Source organism: Bradyrhizobium monzae (genome assembly GCF_021458635.1).
Taxonomy (GTDB): domain Bacteria; phylum Pseudomonadota; class Alphaproteobacteria; order Rhizobiales; family Xanthobacteraceae; genus Bradyrhizobium.
Map to the genome: position 1 here is coordinate 786,741 of NZ_JAIRDQ010000002.1, position 15,224 is coordinate 801,964.

The window sequence follows — 15,224 nt, forward strand, 5'->3', positions numbered from 1 at the left end:
AAAGGGAGGGATATCAGAGACTTATTCACATTCCCTTCAGCAACGGTCCGCTAGCTCTAGTGTCACTCCGCGTTTCTGGAAATTGCTGCGTCGCATCAGGAATTTAGCCATAATGCCCAATTACTTGGTAATGGAACTGCGCTATAGGGATTCCGGGGAGCAGGCCCGCGCGCACCAGCAGGGCCAAGAGGGGATTCCGGGTCACCAATAGCCATGACATCCATCACAACTTCGGCGATCGACACGCCTTTCGGGCGCTCGGTTGAACGGACTTGCGACGACCTCGCCATGCTGGTGCTGGCTGCCGTCGCCGTCATCGCAGGCCTGACCTTCCGTGACTACGGGCTCGGCTGGGACGACTACACCCATGCCGAATATGCCGACCTGCTGCTGCGCATGTACGGCTCCGGCTTCAGGGACACGTCTGCCCTCTCGTTCGCCAACCTCTATATGTATGGCGGTGGGTTCGACATGGTCGCGGCCCTGCTGCACAAGATTCTCCCGCTCGAGCTGTTCGAGACGCGACGCCTGGTCGGCGCGATCGTCGGCGTGATCGGGCTTGCGGTCACGTGGCGGCTCGGCCGTCGCATCGCCGGACCGCTGGCCGGTCTTGCCGCACTCCTGCTGCTCGCGCTCTGCCCGATCTTCTACGGCCACATGTTCATGAACCCGAAGGATGCGCCCTTCGCGGTGGCGATGATCATCCTGATGCTGGGCCTGGTCCGACTTGCCGAGGAATATCCGAACCCCTCGCCGCGCACGATCCTGATCGTCGGCCTCGGTGCCGGCCTGTCGATCGGCTGCCGCGTCCTTGGCGGGCTCGCGCTGGTCTACGCGATGGCCGGCTTCATGCCGCTGTTCCTGGAAGAGTTGCGCACCGAGGGCGCGCGCGAGGCTATCAGGCGTTTCGCCCATGTCGTCTACGTGCTGCTGCCCGGCCTCGCGTTCGGCTATCTCGTGATGGGCCTGATCTGGCCGTGGTCGATCATGGAGCCCGGCAATCCGTTCGAGGCCCTGACCTACTTCTCGCACTTCTTCGAGAAGCCCTGGAAGGAGATGTTCGACGGCGCGATCGTGTCCGTGCCCGACATGCCCTGGTCCTATCTGCCGACATTGTTCGCGCTGCAGCTGCCAGAAGTGATGCTGGTGCTGACGGCCGGCGCCGTGTTCAGCACCTTCGCGATGCTGACGCGTCGCGAAGTTCCGGCGCGACGCAAGACCATCATGCTGATGCTGACGCTGGCGGCCACCCTGCCGCTCGCGATCGCGATGGTGAAGCGTCCGGCGCTCTACAACGGCATCCGCCATTTCGTGTTCGTGATCCCGCCGATGGCGGTGCTCGGCGGCGTCGCCTTCGGCTGGACCATGGAGCGCCTGCGCGCCAACCACCGCGCCTGGCAGCCCGCCATGCTCGCCGTGTTCTGCTTCGGCCTGGCGCTGCCGCTCGCCGAGATGATCCGGCTGCACCCCTATCAATACACCCACTTCAACCACATCGCCGGCACCGTACGCGCCGCCGACGACCGCTTCATGCTGGACTATTGGGGCCTCGCGCTGAAGCAGGCCTCCGACGAACTGCGCGAGCAGCTGGTCGAGCGCCAGGAAGTGCCGCCGCGCAATCGCAAATGGAAGGTCGCGGTATGCGGTCCGCAGCGCCCGGCGCAGGTCGCGCTCGGCCCCGACTTCACCATCGGCTGGGATTCCAACGCGGCCGATTTCGCCATGACGCTCGGCGAATTCTACTGCAAGGGCCTGACCGCGCCCGTGCTGGTCGAGATCAAGCGCGACGACGTGGTGTTCGCCCGCGTCTACGACATCCGCGGCCGCAGCATTTCCAGCCTGCTGTCGATCCCGGCGCCGTAGTCATTTTCTCCTGAAGCCGCAGCCCGCTCCATGCGGGCTACGCTGAACTGCCGCGCTTCATGCGCCTTGCTGCCGGCTTCACCCAAGACTAGGCTCCCTCCCCGCAACAACGAGGTTCGGAGAGATTTGCCATGTCACCAGCGGAAGCGCGCCTGAAGGAAGTGCCGTCGAACATGACGGAGGCCGAGTGGCAGCAACGGGTCAATCTCGCCGCCTGCTATCGTCTCGTCTCGCTGTACGGCTGGGACGATCTGGTCGACACTCACATCTCCGCGCGCGTGCCCGGCCCGGACCATCACTTCCTGATCAACCCCTACGGGCTGATGTTCGACGAGATCACGGCCTCGAGCCTGGTCAAGGTCGACCTGCACGGCAACCAGCTCAGCGAGAGCGAATACAGCATCAACCCCGCCGGCTTCACCATCCATTCGGCGATCCACGAGGTGCGTGAGGACGCGGCCTGCGTGCTGCATCTCCACACGCTGGACGGCACGGCGGTGTCGAGCAGCGCCGAAGGCCTGCTGCCGCTGAACCAGACCGCGCAGCTCGTCACCCACGACCTCGCCTATCACGACTATGAAGGCATCGCGCTCGATCACGACGAGCGGCCGCGGCTGCAGAAGGATCTCGGCGACCACAACCACATGCTCCTGCGCAACCACGGTACGCTGACCGTCGGCCGCTCAGTCGCTTCCGCCTTCGAGCGCATGTACCACCTCGAGCGCGCCTGCTCGATGCAGGTGCGCACCCGCGCGCTGGGCACGCCGGTCTATCCGGTCGAGGAGATTGCGATCGAGAAGAACACCGAGCTGCTCGCCAACCGCGACCGCGCCGAGCTGCGCGCGACGAACCTGGTTTGGCCGCCGCTGCTGCGCAAGCTCGACCGCGAGCTCCCGGGCTACCGGTCTTGAGATTTACGGAGTTTGGTGTAGACTAGCGGTCAACACCCTCTACACATTTCGGAATGAAACGCCGCCCAATTCCGGGCGGCGTTTTTATTTGGCCCACTGTCATTGCGAGGAGCTCTTGCGACGAAGCAATCCAGAGTATTTCCGCGGAGGGATTCTGGATTGCTTCGCTTCGCTCGCAATGACGAGGATCGAGCGTTGGTGCCCTACTTCACGTCCGCCAACGCCGCGAGGATCCGCGCCCAGGAGCGGATGCCCTTCTGGAAGCTGCGCAGATCGTACTTCTCGTTCGGCGAGTGAATGTTGTCGTCATCCAGGCCAAAGCCGACAAGCAACGAATCCAGCCCAAGCGCGCGCTTGAAATCGGCGACGATCGGGATCGAGGCGCCGGAGCCCATCAGCACGGTCTCCTTGCCCCATTCCTCGGTCAGCGCCTGCCTCGCGGCGGCAAGCGGCTTCATGTTCCAGTCGAGCGCAACGGCGGGCGCGGCGGAATGGTCGCCGAACTCGACCTTGCAGTCGCCGGGAATTCGAGCGGTCACGTAGTCGCGGAAGGCCTTGCGGATCTTCTGGGGATCCTGCCCCTGGACCAGCCGGAACGAGACCTTCGCCGAGGCATGCGACGGGATCACCGTCTTGGAGCCCTCACCGATATAGCCGCCCCAGATGCCGTTGACGTCGCAGGTCGGACGCGTGGAAGCCTGCTCGACCATCAGCCGGCCCTTCTCGCCGGCCGGGATCGACAGACCGATCGGCTTGAGAAATGATTCCGGCGTGAAGTTGAGCTTCTTCCACTGCTCGAGGATCTCCGGCGGCGTGTCCGTCACGCCGTCATAGAAGCCCGGAATGGTGATGTGGTTGTCGTCGTCGAACAAGCCGCCGAGGATCCTGGTCAGCACCCGGATCGGGTTCATCGCCGTGCCGCCGAACACGCCGGAATGCAAATCGCGGCTGGCGGCGGTGATCTTCACCTCTTCATAGAGCAGGCCGCGCAGCGCCGTGGTGATCGCCGGCGTCTCCGGGTCCCACATGCCGGTGTCGCAGACCAGCACGTAATCGGCTTTGAACTCGTCCTTGTTGGCCTCGACGAACGGCACGAAGTTCTTGGAGCCGACCTCCTCCTCGCCTTCGATGAGGAAGGTGATGTCGATCGGCAGCGAGCCCGTGACTTTCTTCCAGGCGCGGCAGGCTTCGACGAAGGTCATCACCTGACCCTTGTCGTCCTCGGCACCGCGCGCGACGATGATCTTGCGGCCGTCGGCATGATCGGCGACGGCAGGCTCGAACGGCGGACGGTGCCAGAGCTCGAGCGGATCGACCGGCTGCACGTCGTAATGGCCGTAGAAGATCACATGCGGACGTCCACCCGCCTTGTCGTCCCCCTTGGCCTTGCCGACGACGGCGGGATGGCCGGCGGTCGGCCTGACCTCGGTCGCGACGCCGAGGCTCGCGATGTCCTTGGCCAGATGCTCGGCCGCCGCCTTGCAATCCGCGGCATGGGCCGGATCTGCGGAAATCGACTTGATCCGCAGCAGCGAGAACAGGCGCTCGAGGCTGTTATCAAAGTCCTTGTCGATGTGGTCGAGCACGGATTGAAGCTGCGCATTGGCCATGGTCGGATGTCCCACTTTTCAAGTCTCAGGATGGTTGCGGTTTTAGCCCTGCCGCGGCGTCGGAGCTAGCCGCAACCGGCGGATGCCGGATGTGCCAGCCGAGCGCAACGGCGAGGACCGCCGTGGCGACGAGATTGTTGCCCCAGGCCTGGATGGTGTTGGGGAACAGCGGCAGCGACAGCAGCATCAGGATGCCGGCTGCGGCAAGCGCGAGCCAGGTTCCCAGCCGCACATTCGGCCGCAGGTCGAAGGCGGCCCGATGCATCAGCACCGTGAACGGCAGGAACAGCCACATGAAGTAATATTGCCGCGCCAACGGCGAGGCGACCGTCATCAGGCAGAACAGGATGGCGAGCTCCTCGGCGTCCGATCGCGCCGTTCTCTGCGCTTGCCGCGGCATGATTGCGACAAAGCCGAGCCCGAGCAACACCGATACCGCGAGCACGATCCAGTTCGCCGTCTTGTAATCGACGTCGATGACATTCATCGTGCGCACCGGCTTGCTGGGATCCTCCAGATTGTAGTTGATCGGCCGGACCAGCCGGTGCGTCACCGCGATGATGGACTGGTTGACCCACGACCAGTTCTGCTCGTCGCGCTGGCCAAAACCCTTTTCCGAGCTCGAGCCGACCATGCCCTGGTACCAGGTGCTGAGTTCGGCAGCGTTACGCTCGAAGCCACGGATCGGTGCCGGTACGACGTAGAGCAGGACGCCGATGAAGGCAATCATGCTGAGGACTGCGGCCCACTGCCTCCGCCAAACCAGATAAGGCAACACCGCGATCGGAAACACCTTGATGGCCGTGGCGAGCGCGAACATGAAGCCGGCGAGCCAGGACCGTCGATGCTGGAGGCTCCAGAAGCCGTAGAGCATCATCGCCAACAGAACGAGATTCGGCTGACCGAGATCGAACATGTCGAACACGAAGGTCACGGTGGCAAACGCCGGCAGCGCTTCGAGCCACGGGCCCGGCTTGCGGTCCGAGCCGGTCATGGCATTGGAGAGAACGCCCGTGGAAAACCACGCCACCACGTTCAGGATCGACAGCACGAGGTAGAGCGGGATCTTACCGAACCAGCTCGGGATCGCGAGCAGGATTGCCGGCAACGGCGGATAGATGAACTCGAACGGACGACCCAATTCGCTGGGATAGAGCGGCCCGCCATGCAGCACCTGCTGCCCGGCCCAGTACCACAGCGCGTAATCCTTGGTCTTGCCGCGGCCGAAAATCTCCGGCCCCAAGACATCCGCGGTCAGGATCAGGCAGCAGACCAGGAAGAGCAGGTCGAGCGGCGCGCGCAGCGAGAGAGCCCGGAGCGCGCCGGGTTTGTCTGATGAATTCAATAGCGTCACATGATGTCCAGTCGGAAACAAATAGCACGTAGCAGACCGACGGACGCTTGGAGAGCCCCCCTCACCCGAATTTGTATCCAGTAGAAATGCCGCCTCCCGCGCCACCGGACCGGCGGCGCGGACCACTGGCCCGCAACCGGGCATTCTGCCTACCGTCGCAGCAATCCGCCGAGCGCGCCGCGGACGAGCGCGCGACCGACCGAACCGCCCAACTGGCCGCCGACCGATTTGCCGAAATCGGCCACGACGCCGCCGACCACCTTGCCGGTGACCGTGCGCGTGACGTCGCGCGCGATGCGTTGTCCCGTCGTCAGCCGGTTACGTCCGGTGTTGGTGCCGAAGATGGTGCCGACGATCGAGCCGATCTGGCCGAGGATGCCGCCGCCGCCTCCACCCGGCTGGCCATCGGCCGGCGCCGCGGTGCCGGCGATGCGCTTCTGGAGGATCTCATAGGCGGACTCGGGATCGATCGCGGTGTCGTATTTGCCCTTCACCGGGCTCGCATCCATGATCGCCTTGCGCTCCTCCGGGCTGATCGGCCCGATGCGGGCCGACGGCGGGCGGATCAGCACCCGCTCGACCATCGCCGGCGTGCCATTGCCTTCGAGAAACGACACCAGCGCCTCGCCCTTGCCGAGCTCCATGATCACCTTGGCGGTGTCGAGCTTCGGGTTGGGCCGGAAGGTCTGGGCCGCGGCGGCGACCGCCTTCTGGTCGCGCGGAGTGAAGGCGCGCAGCGCATGCTGCACCCGGTTGCCCATCTGCCCGAGCACACGGTCGGGTACGTCGATGGGGTTTTGCGTAACGAAATAGACTCCGACGCCCTTGGAGCGGATCAGACGGACCACCTGCTCGATCTTGTCCATCAGCGCCTTCGGCGCGTCGTTGAACAACAGATGCGCCTCGTCGAAGAAGAACACCAGCTTGGGCTTGGGCAGATCGCCGGCCTCGGGCAATTCCTCGAACAGCTCCGAGAGCATCCACAGCAGGAATGTCGCGTAAAGCCGCGGGCTCTGCATCAGCTTGTCGGCGACAAGGATGTTGACCATGCCGCGGCCGTCGCGGTCGGTCTTCATGAAGTCCTTCAAGGTCAGCGCCGGCTCGCCGAAGAATTTCGTGGCGCCCTGGTTCTCCAGCACCAGGAGCTGGCGCTGGATGGTGCCGACGGTGGCTTTGGTGACGTTGCCAAAACCCTGGGCGGCTTTGCGGATCGGCGCGAGTGGGTCATCACCTTCGTCCGGCCCCTTCTTGCCGCTGTCGGGCACGATGGCATCGAGCAACGCCCGCAGATCTTTCATGTCGATCAGAGCGAGGCCGTTATCGTCGGCGACGCGGAAGGCGACGTTGAGCACGCCCTCCTGCACGTCGTTGAGATCGAGCATGCGCGCCAGCAGCAGCGGCCCCATCTCGGTGATGGTGGCCCGCACCGGATGGCCCTGCTCGCCGAACACATCCCAGAACACGGTCGAGAACTGGTCGGGCTGGAACGTCAGCCCCATCTCGGTCGCGCGCTTGACGATGAAGTCCTTTGCCTCCCCGACCTCGGAGATGCCGGAGAGGTCGCCCTTGATGTCGGCGGCGAACACCGGAACACCGGCCCGCGCAAATCCTTCCGCCATCACCTGCAGCGTGACCGTCTTGCCCGTTCCGGTCGCGCCGGTGACGAGGCCATGGCGATTGGCGAGCGCCAGCGTCAGCCAGGCCTGCTCGTCTCCCTTGCCGACGAAGATCTTGTCGTCGGTATCGCCGAGCTTGTTGTCCTGCGCCGTCATCATTCTCTCTATCGTTGGTTTCGCGTATTGAAACTCGAGCCCACCAGTTCCCCAGTTTAACGCATGTCGCGAGCCGATTGAAACCGTTCAAGGCGGTGTTGACATGCGACATTGTCGGAAACACCGCGCGCGGTATGGGCCGAAAGTCGGAGTGATACATTCGCACCGCGGCAATTTTTCAAGAATTCCTTCTCCGCTCTTGCATCGCTGCAACACTTTTGGCGTCTTCGCGAGTGAATCGGAGGTTGCGTGCGTTCATCGCTTGTATTTCACATCGCACCGGCTCAAGATCATTTTTCGAAAATAATCTCCGGCATGTGAACCGGCTGAGGGGCAGGCCCATATGGACGAGCTGATCGGACGGCTGGCGACGAACGCCAGCATAGATAGTGCTGTGGCTGAAAAGACCGTCGGCATTATCCTGGGCTTCCTTCGCAACGAAGGTCCTTCCGACAGCGTGCAGGCCCTGATCGACCAGATCCCTGGTGCAGAAGGGGCGATCGAAGCGTCCAAGAGCGGCGGCGGGCTGTCGCGACTGATGGGCGGCGGCCTGATGGCCGTCGGCACGCGCCTGATGGGCCTTGGGCTTGGCATGTCCGACATCCAGACCGTTGCCCGTGAACTTTTCCGCTACGGCCGAGACAAAATCGGAGCGGATCAGATGGGCAAGATCATCGCGGGCACGCCGGGCCTCAGCCAGTTCGCCTGAGCGACGCATTTCACATTGAGTATCATGACATATCCGATCTCCGAGATTGAGGGCCTGCCAGCCTTTGCCGCCAACAAGTTGAAGGCGCAGGGAATCCGCACGACCGATGCGCTGCTGGAAGCCGCGAGCACCGCCAAGGGCCGCAAGGCGCTCTCGGCCAGGACCGGCATCAGCGAGCAGCAGCTCTTGGAGTGGGCCAACGTCTCCGACTACATGCGCATTCCCGGCATGGGCCGGGCCAAGGTCGGCCTGGTCCGCGCCGCCGGCGTCACCACCGTGCGCGAGCTGGCTTATCGGAATCCGGCAAGACTGGCGCAGAGCATGCGCGAGGCCAACGATCGCAGGAAGCTCGTCCGCATCCTTCCTTCCGAGAAGTCGGTCGGCGACATCATCGCCAAGGCCAGGAAGCTGTCGCCGAAGATTACGTATTGATAATGGTAGTTCCGTCATCCCCGTGCAACCGCGAAGCGGTTGTCGCTGGAGGTGCGAGGCACGGGACGCAACGCGTCCCGTGGGGAGCCTCGAAGGATGGACGGCCACGCTGTTGCCACGGAGAGAGCCGGGCGTCGCCCTTCGAGGGCCGCCGAAGAGCGGCCACCTCAGGGTGACGATTGGAGAGCCGCGCGAGTAGCATATCCACCCCTCTCCCGTCTTGACTCCCCCTTCCCGACCGCGCAAAGCCACGCGCATGAATGCCTCGCCCTCCCCATCCGTCCCGCAGGCCGGCTCGGCCGGGCCTGACGTGCTGCGGACGCTCGTGGGCCGGCCTCTACCGGCGGTGATGGGCGTGCTCAACGTGACGCCGGATTCCTTTTCCGACGGCGGCGACTTCATCGCGCCGGACCAGGCGCTGGCACGGGCGCGGGCGATGATCGAGGCCGGCGTCGACATTATCGATATCGGCGCCGAATCCACCCGGCCCTACAAGGGCGCCCAGCCGGTCACCGCCGCAGACGAGCTTGCGCGGCTGAAGCCGGTGCTATCAGGCATCGTCGCGCTCGGCATCCCCGTCTCGATCGACAGCATGAAGGCGGAGGTCACAGCCTTCGCGCTCAACCATGGCGTGGCCATCGCCAACGACGTCTGGGGATTGCAGCGCGACGCCGGCATGGCGCCCCTGGTCGCTGCAAGAGGAGTCTCCGTGATCGTCATGCACAACCGCGACAGCGTCGATTCCGCCATCGACATCGTCGCGGAGATGAAAGCGTTCTTCGTGCGCTCGCTGGACATCGCCGCGAAAGCCGGCATCGCGCGCGAAAAAATCGTGCTGGACCCCGGCATCGGCTTCGGCAAGACCGCCGAACAGAGCATGATCGCGCTGGCACGCTTGCGCGAGCTCGACGTATTCGGCCTGCCAATCCTCGTTGGTGCCTCGCGAAAACGCTTCATCGCCTCGGTGTCGCCGTCGGAGCCGAAGGAGCGGCTCGCCGGCTCGATCGCCGCGCATCTGATCGCAGCCCAAAAGGGCGCGAAGATCATCCGGACCCATGACGTCGCCGAGACCTTGCAGGCCCTGCGGGTCGCCAACGCAATTGAGAGCAAGCAATGACCGATACGATCTTCGTGACCGGCCTGTCGATCCATGCACGCCATGGCGTGATGGATCACGAAACCGAAGTCGGCCAGCGCTTCGTCATCGACCTGGAGCTCTACACCGACCTGTCGGAGCCTTCGCGCAGCGACCGCCTCGCCGATACCGTCTCCTATGCCGACGTGGTGGCGACCACGACGGCGGCGTTCAAGAACACCAGCTACAAGCTGCTGGAACGCGCGGCGGGTGCAGTCGCCGACGCGATCCTGTCGCACTTCCCCCGCATCCGTGCGGTGAAGATCACCGTGCACAAGCCGCACGCGCCGATCGCCGCGATCTTCGACGATGTCGGCATCATGCTGACCCGCTCGCGGCAACCTTGACATGGCGAGCGTGCTGATCGCACTCGGCGGCAATGTCGGCGATGTCCGCGCGACGTTCCGCAAGGCGATCGCCCATATCTGCGGCATGGCGCAAGCCGCGGTGATCGCGCGTTCGTCGGACTACACCACGCCACCCTGGGGCGACGAGGACCAGGATCCCTTCATCAATGCCTGCGTCGAGATCGAGACCGACCTCGATCCGCACGCGCTATTGTTCGTCATGCAGAAAGTCGAGCAGAAATTCGGCCGCACGCGCGACAAGGACCGCCGCTGGGGCCCCCGCACGCTCGATCTCGACATGATCGCCTATGACGATGTGTCGTTCAGGAAGCCCGACCTGACCCTGCCGCATCCGCGGCTGTTCGAGCGCGCTTTCGTGCTGGTGCCGCTGGCCGAGATCGCGCCGGACCGCGTGATCTCGGGCATTCGTGTTCGTGACGGCCTCGCCAGCGTCTCGACGCAAGGCATTGAGCGGCTTTCGGATACCGGTTAACCAAAAACAACCGTTTGCAGGGAGGGCCGGCCGTGGCAATTTCGCCTGCGAATAACGAGACGTTTGGGAGCCCTTGGCCGTATGACCTCCATGACTGACGATCTGCCGCTGGCGGCTGATTTTCCCAAGGCGACGGACGCGGACTGGCGCAAGCTGGTCGACGGTGTGCTGAAGGGCGCGCCGTTCGAGAAGCTGGTCGGCAAGACCTATGACGGCGTGAGGATCGAGCCGCTCTATCCGCGCGCCAAGGGTGCTGCGCTGGTGACGGGGCGCGCGGCCGCTGCACCATGGCTGATCATGCAGCGGGTCGATCATCCCGATGCGGCGGCGGCGAATGCGCAGGCGCTGCAGGATCTGGAGAATGGGGCGACGGGCCTCGATATCGAGTTCGCCGGGGGGCCCGGCGCACGCGGCTTCGGTGTCATCGACGCCGGTCCGGACACGCTGACGCGGCTGTTCGACGGCGTGTTCCTCGATGCCGGCGTCGCGATCTCGCTCAACCCGGTGGCCGGCCGGCAGGACGCCGGCACGCTGTTCGCCGATATGGTCGAGGCCAAAAAGCTCGATCCCGCAGGGATCGACGTGCGCTTCAACTACCAGGCCCTGAGCACGTTCGCCGTGCGCGGCGGCGCGGTCGCGCCATGGTCGGAGTACGAAGCGCCGTTCGCGCGCATCGTGTCGGGCTTGATCGGGCGCGGGTTCAAAGGTCCGTTCGTGCTCGCCGACGGCCGGCCCGTTCACGACGCCGGCGGTTCCGAGGCGCAGGAGCTGGCGTTCGTGCTGTCGCTCGGTGCAACCTATCTGCGCATGCTCGAGCGCGGCGGCATCGATCTCGATGTCGCGCGGCAAGCGGTTTCATTCCGGCTCAGCGCCGACGCCGACCAGTTCCTGACCATGGCCAAGTTCCGCGCATTGCGGCAGCTATGGGCCCGTGTCGAGCAGGCGTGCGGCCTCGCGCCTCACCCGGCTTTCATCGCCGCGGAAACCGCCTGGCGCATGCTGACGCAGCGCGACCCCTATGTGAACATGCTGCGCGCAACCATCGCGACATTCGCAGCCGGGCTCGCCGGCGCCAACGCGATCACCGTGCTACCGTACACGCTGGCGCGCGGGCTGCCCGATCCCTTTGCGCGGCGCGTGGCGCGCAACACGCAGCTTCTGCTGCTGGAAGAGAGCAACCTCGCAAAGGTCAGCGATCCCGCAGCGGGATCCGGCGGCATCGAGACGCTGACGTCGGAACTGTGCGCGGCGGCCTGGGCGCTGTTCCAGGAGGCCGAGAAAGCCGGCGGCGCCTTCGCCGCGCTTGAACAGGGCCTGTTCCAGAGCAAGGTCGCGGCCACGCGCAAAGCGCGCGAGGCCAACATCGCAAAGCGCCGCGATGTCCTGACCGGCGCCAGCGAGTTTCCCAATCTGCACGAGGCCGACGCCACCGTGCTCGACGTGAAGCCGACCACGCTGCCGTCCACGGGCGAGCCGACATGCAAGTTCGACGCGCTGGCGCCGACGCGCCTCGCCGCGCCGTTCGAGGCGCTGCGCGACAAATCCGATGCGACGCTGAAGGCGCGTGGCGCGCGGCCCAGCGTGTTCCTGGCCAATCTCGGGACGCCCGCCGATTTCACCGCGCGCGCGACCTTCGCAAAAAGCTTCTTCGAGGCCGGCGGCATCCAGGCCGTCGATAGCGAGGGATTTGCCGATCCCGCCAAGCTGGCGGCCGCCTTCAAGGCCTCCGGCGCCGTGCTCGCCTGCCTCTGTTCCAGCGACAAGGTCTATGCGGAACACGCAGAAGCTGCGGCGAAGGCCATGCAAACCGCCGGCGGCCGACATATTTATCTGGCAGGCCGTCCGGCTGGGGCCGAGGCGGCGCTGCGCGCGGCCGGCATCATCGGCTTTGTGTTTGCTGGCGGCGACGCGCTCGCCACGTTGCAAGACGCTTATTTGCGGATGGAACAGGCATGACCGACGCCAACAAACCCGTTCTCACCGGCGGCTGCCAATGCGGCGCGGTGCGCTTTGCGATTTCGGCCACACCGAACCGGGTTTCGATCTGCCACTGCCGGATGTGCCAGAAGGCCAGCGGCGCGCCGTTCGCCTCGTTCGCCGACGTCAACCGCACGGATTTCGCCTGGACCAAGGGCGAGCCGTCGTTCTTCCGCTCGTCCACGATCGCCGACCGCGGCTATTGCGCCGCCTGCGGCACGCCACTCAGTTTTGGGCGCATCGATGGCGAGCGGATCGAGATCATGACCGGCGCGTTCGACCGGCCCGACCGCCTGGTACCGACGCGGCAATACGGAACGGAATCCCGCCTCGGCTGGGTGGTCGGCATCTCCAACCTGCCGAGCCAGACCACGCAGCAGAACTACGGCCCGGAGAAGATGGCAACCATCGTCAGCCACCAGCATCCGGATCATGATTGAACGCCCTGATATGGTTGAAGCCATGAGCCGCATTCCAAACTTTGCAGACATTGCCTTCGAGCGCACCGCAAGCGCCGCTCCGTCAGGCAGCGCCGAGCCGTGGCTGACGCCCGAGGGCATTCTCGTAAAGCCCGCCTACGGCGAGGCCGATCTCGCCGGACTCGATTTCCTCGATACTTATCCGGGCATCGCGCCGTTCCTGCGCGGCCCCTACCCGACCATGTATGTCAACCAGCCCTGGACCGTGCGGCAATATGCCGGTTTCTCCACGGCGGAGGATTCCAACGCGTTCTACCGCCGCAATTTGGCGGCCGGACAGAAGGGCCTCTCGGTCGCCTTCGACCTCGCCACCCATCGCGGCTATGACAGCGATCATCCGCGCGTCGGCGGCGATGTCGGCATGGCCGGTGTTGCCATCGATTCCATCTACGACATGCGCACGCTGTTCGCGGGCATCCCGCTGGACCAGATGAGCGTGTCCATGACCATGAACGGCGCGGTGCTGCCGATCCTCGCGCTCTATGTGGCGGCCGCAGGCGAACAGGGCGTCGCGCCGGAGAAGCTGTCGGGCACCATTCAGAACGACATTCTGAAAGAGTTCATGGTGCGCAACACCTACATCTATCCGCCAGCGCCCTCGATGCGGATCATCTCGGACATTTTTGCGTATACCTCGCAAAAAATGCCGAAGTACAATTCGATCTCGATCTCCGGCTACCACATGCAGGAGGCCGGCGCGACGCAGGATCTCGAGCTCGCCTATACGCTCGCCGACGGCGTCGAATATCTGCGCGCCGGTCTTGCCGCTGGCCTGGATGTCGACCGCTTCGCGCCGCGCCTATCGTTCTTCTGGGCGATCGGCATGAACTTCTTCATGGAAGTCGCCAAGCTGCGCGCCGCGCGCCTGCTGTGGGCGAAGCTGCTCAAGCCATTCAATCCAAAGGATCCGCGCTCGCTGTCGCTGCGCACGCATTCGCAGACATCGGGCTGGTCGCTGACCGCGCAGGACGTGTTCAACAATGTGATGCGCACGACCGTGGAGGCGATGGCGGCGACGCAAGGCCACACCCAGTCGCTGCACACCAACGCGCTCGACGAAGCGCTGGCGCTGCCGACCGATTTTTCGGCACGTATCGCCCGCAACACCCAGCTTTTCCTGCAGCAGGAGAGCGGCACCAACCGCATCATCGATCCCTGGGGCGGCTCTTACTATGTCGAGCGACTGACGCGCGACCTCGCCGCGAAAGCATGGGGCCATATCCAGGAGGTCGAGGAGCTCGGCGGCATGGCCAAGGCGATCGAAGCCGGCGTGCCGAAGCTGCGCATCGAAGAGGCCTCGGCCAAGACCCAGGCGCGCATCGATGCCGGCAAGCAGGCGGTGATCGGCGTCAACAAATACAAGCCGACCGACGAGGCCGCGATCGACATCCTCAAGGTCGACAACACCAATGTCCGACGCTTGCAGATCGACAAGCTGACGCGGCTGAAATCCGAGCGCAGCCAGAAGGACGTCGAGGCCGCGCTCGCCGCGTTGACGCGATCGGCCGGCGAAGGCAACGGCAATCTGCTGGCGCTCGCGATCGACGCGGCGCGGGCCAAGGCCACCGTCGGCGAAATCTCTGACGCAATGGAGAAAGTGTTCGGCCGGCACCGCGCCGAGATCAAATCCATCACCGGGGTCTACAAGCGGGAGGCGTCCAGCATGGGTAACCAGGTCGAGAAAGTTCAGGCGCTGATCGACACGTTCGAGGAGGCCGAAGGCCGCCGCCCGCGCATCCTGGTCGCCAAGATCGGCCAGGACGGCCATGACCGCGGCCAGAAGGTGATCGCGTCGGCCTTCGCCGATATCGGCTTCGACGTCGACATCGGGCCGCTGTTCGCCACCGCCGACGAAGCCGCACGACAGGCCGTCGAGAACGACGTCCACATCCTCGGCGTCTCCTCGCTCGCCGCCGCCCACCTCACCGCGGTGCCGGAGCTGAAGGCCGCGCTGAAGAAGCAGGGCCGCGAGGACATCATGATCATCGTCGGCGGCGTCGTGCCGCCGCAGGATTACGACGCGCTCTATGCCGCCGGCGCCGAAGCCATCTTCCCGCCCGGCACCGTGATTGCGGACGCGGCGGAAGAGCTGATCCGCAAGCTGAACGCCCGGCTCGGGCATAGCGAGGCGGCGGAGTAAAT

Annotated in this window: 13 protein-coding genes; 10 read left to right on the forward strand and 3 right to left on the reverse strand. The window is 64.9% G+C overall.

Translation table 11 applies throughout. From position 1 onward, the window contains the following. Window positions 1-213 precede the first annotated feature (213 nt). Both K3F49_RS12750 and K3F49_RS12755 read left to right on the forward strand, forming a co-directional pair. Window positions 214-1,863 carry a glycosyltransferase family 39 protein gene (locus tag K3F49_RS12750; RefSeq protein ID WP_234681258.1) on the forward strand — a complete coding sequence of 550 codons (1,650 nt, stop codon included), beginning with the start codon at window positions 214-216 and terminating at the stop codon, window positions 1,861-1,863. A gap of 131 nt (window positions 1,864-1,994) precedes the next feature. Beyond that, window positions 1,995-2,774, forward strand: coding sequence for a class II aldolase/adducin family protein (locus K3F49_RS12755; protein ID WP_234681259.1), 780 nt, complete (start codon window positions 1,995-1,997; stop codon window positions 2,772-2,774). Window positions 2,775-2,977: 203 nt separating this feature from the next. Here K3F49_RS12755 and K3F49_RS12760 read toward each other — a convergent pair whose 3' ends face one another. The 3 genes from K3F49_RS12760 to K3F49_RS12770 all read right to left on the reverse strand — a co-directional run bounded on the left by K3F49_RS12760 (window position 2,978) and on the right by K3F49_RS12770 (window position 7,510). After that, a complete protein-coding gene (locus tag K3F49_RS12760; RefSeq protein ID WP_234681260.1) occupies window positions 2,978-4,384 on the reverse strand; it encodes a M20/M25/M40 family metallo-hydrolase in 1,407 nt (468 codons plus the stop codon). 25 nt (window positions 4,385-4,409) lie between these two features. Then, entirely contained in the window at window positions 4,410-5,738 is a 1,329-nt protein-coding gene (locus K3F49_RS12765) for a glycosyltransferase family 87 protein (RefSeq protein ID WP_452100967.1), read from the reverse strand. A 149-nt stretch (window positions 5,739-5,887) separates the two neighbouring features. Then, complete coding sequence (locus K3F49_RS12770; protein ID WP_234681439.1) at window positions 5,888-7,510, reverse strand: helicase HerA-like domain-containing protein; 1,623 nt, start codon at window positions 7,508-7,510, stop codon at window positions 5,888-5,890. A 343-nt stretch (window positions 7,511-7,853) separates the two neighbouring features. Here K3F49_RS12770 and K3F49_RS12775 point away from each other — a divergent pair, with 343 nt between their 5' ends. The 8 genes from K3F49_RS12775 to scpA all read left to right on the forward strand — a co-directional run bounded on the left by K3F49_RS12775 (window position 7,854) and on the right by scpA (window position 15,222). Then, window positions 7,854-8,219 carry a DUF2267 domain-containing protein gene (locus K3F49_RS12775; RefSeq protein WP_234681262.1) on the forward strand — a complete coding sequence of 122 codons (366 nt, stop codon included), beginning with the start codon at window positions 7,854-7,856 and terminating at the stop codon, window positions 8,217-8,219. Window positions 8,220-8,243: 24 nt separating this feature from the next. Then, complete coding sequence (locus K3F49_RS12780) at window positions 8,244-8,651, forward strand: DUF4332 domain-containing protein (protein WP_234681263.1); 408 nt, start codon at window positions 8,244-8,246, stop codon at window positions 8,649-8,651. A 256-nt stretch (window positions 8,652-8,907) separates the two neighbouring features. Continuing rightward, window positions 8,908-9,768 (forward strand): dihydropteroate synthase, encoded by an 861-nt coding sequence (gene folP, locus K3F49_RS12785; RefSeq protein WP_234681264.1) that lies wholly within the window; start codon window positions 8,908-8,910, stop codon window positions 9,766-9,768. Continuing rightward, the gene (gene folB / locus K3F49_RS12790; protein WP_234681265.1) at window positions 9,765-10,133 is read left to right on the forward strand and encodes a dihydroneopterin aldolase; all 369 of its coding nucleotides are present in this window, start codon (window positions 9,765-9,767) and stop codon (window positions 10,131-10,133) included. The genes folP and folB overlap by 4 nt, the downstream gene beginning before the upstream one ends. A 1-nt stretch (window position 10,134) precedes the next feature. Next, complete coding sequence (gene folK, locus K3F49_RS12795) at window positions 10,135-10,626, forward strand: 2-amino-4-hydroxy-6-hydroxymethyldihydropteridine diphosphokinase (RefSeq protein ID WP_234681266.1); 492 nt, start codon at window positions 10,135-10,137, stop codon at window positions 10,624-10,626. An 81-nt stretch (window positions 10,627-10,707) separates the two neighbouring features. Beyond that, window positions 10,708-12,582: a methylmalonyl-CoA mutase subunit beta gene (locus K3F49_RS12800; protein WP_234681267.1), complete on the forward strand. Its 1,875-nt coding sequence runs from the start codon at window positions 10,708-10,710 to the stop codon at window positions 12,580-12,582. Beyond that, on the forward strand, window positions 12,579-13,043 hold the full coding sequence (locus tag K3F49_RS12805; protein WP_234681268.1) for a GFA family protein: 465 nt from the start codon (window positions 12,579-12,581) through the stop codon (window positions 13,041-13,043). The genes K3F49_RS12800 and K3F49_RS12805 overlap by 4 nt, the downstream gene beginning before the upstream one ends. Window positions 13,044-13,065: 22 nt before the next feature. Next, on the forward strand, window positions 13,066-15,222 hold the full coding sequence (gene scpA / locus K3F49_RS12810) for a methylmalonyl-CoA mutase (RefSeq protein WP_234681269.1): 2,157 nt from the start codon (window positions 13,066-13,068) through the stop codon (window positions 15,220-15,222). Window positions 15,223-15,224: the final 2 nt, after the last annotated feature.

What these genes read in the sequence shown, in the direction of transcription:
- folK (WP_234681266.1), top strand. Translation starts at nt 10,135, where the DNA reads ATGGCGAGCGTGCTGATCGCACTCGGCGGCAATGTCGGCGATGTCCGC.
- scpA (WP_234681269.1), top strand. Translation starts at nt 13,066, where the DNA reads ATGAGCCGCATTCCAAACTTTGCAGACATTGCCTTCGAGCGCACCGCA.
- K3F49_RS12805 (WP_234681268.1), top strand. Translation starts at nt 12,579, where the DNA reads ATGACCGACGCCAACAAACCCGTTCTCACCGGCGGCTGCCAATGCGGC.
- K3F49_RS12770 (WP_234681439.1), bottom strand. Translation starts at nt 7,510, where the DNA reads ATGACGGCGCAGGACAACAAGCTCGGCGATACCGACGACAAGATCTTC.
- folP (WP_234681264.1), top strand. Translation starts at nt 8,908, where the DNA reads ATGAATGCCTCGCCCTCCCCATCCGTCCCGCAGGCCGGCTCGGCCGGG.
- K3F49_RS12750 (WP_234681258.1), top strand. Translation starts at nt 214, where the DNA reads ATGACATCCATCACAACTTCGGCGATCGACACGCCTTTCGGGCGCTCG.
- K3F49_RS12800 (WP_234681267.1), top strand. Translation starts at nt 10,708, where the DNA reads ATGACCTCCATGACTGACGATCTGCCGCTGGCGGCTGATTTTCCCAAG.
- K3F49_RS12755 (WP_234681259.1), top strand. Translation starts at nt 1,995, where the DNA reads ATGTCACCAGCGGAAGCGCGCCTGAAGGAAGTGCCGTCGAACATGACG.
- K3F49_RS12780 (WP_234681263.1), top strand. Translation starts at nt 8,244, where the DNA reads ATGACATATCCGATCTCCGAGATTGAGGGCCTGCCAGCCTTTGCCGCC.
- K3F49_RS12775 (WP_234681262.1), top strand. Translation starts at nt 7,854, where the DNA reads ATGGACGAGCTGATCGGACGGCTGGCGACGAACGCCAGCATAGATAGT.
- folB (WP_234681265.1), top strand. Translation starts at nt 9,765, where the DNA reads ATGACCGATACGATCTTCGTGACCGGCCTGTCGATCCATGCACGCCAT.
- K3F49_RS12760 (WP_234681260.1), bottom strand. Translation starts at nt 4,384, where the DNA reads ATGGCCAATGCGCAGCTTCAATCCGTGCTCGACCACATCGACAAGGAC.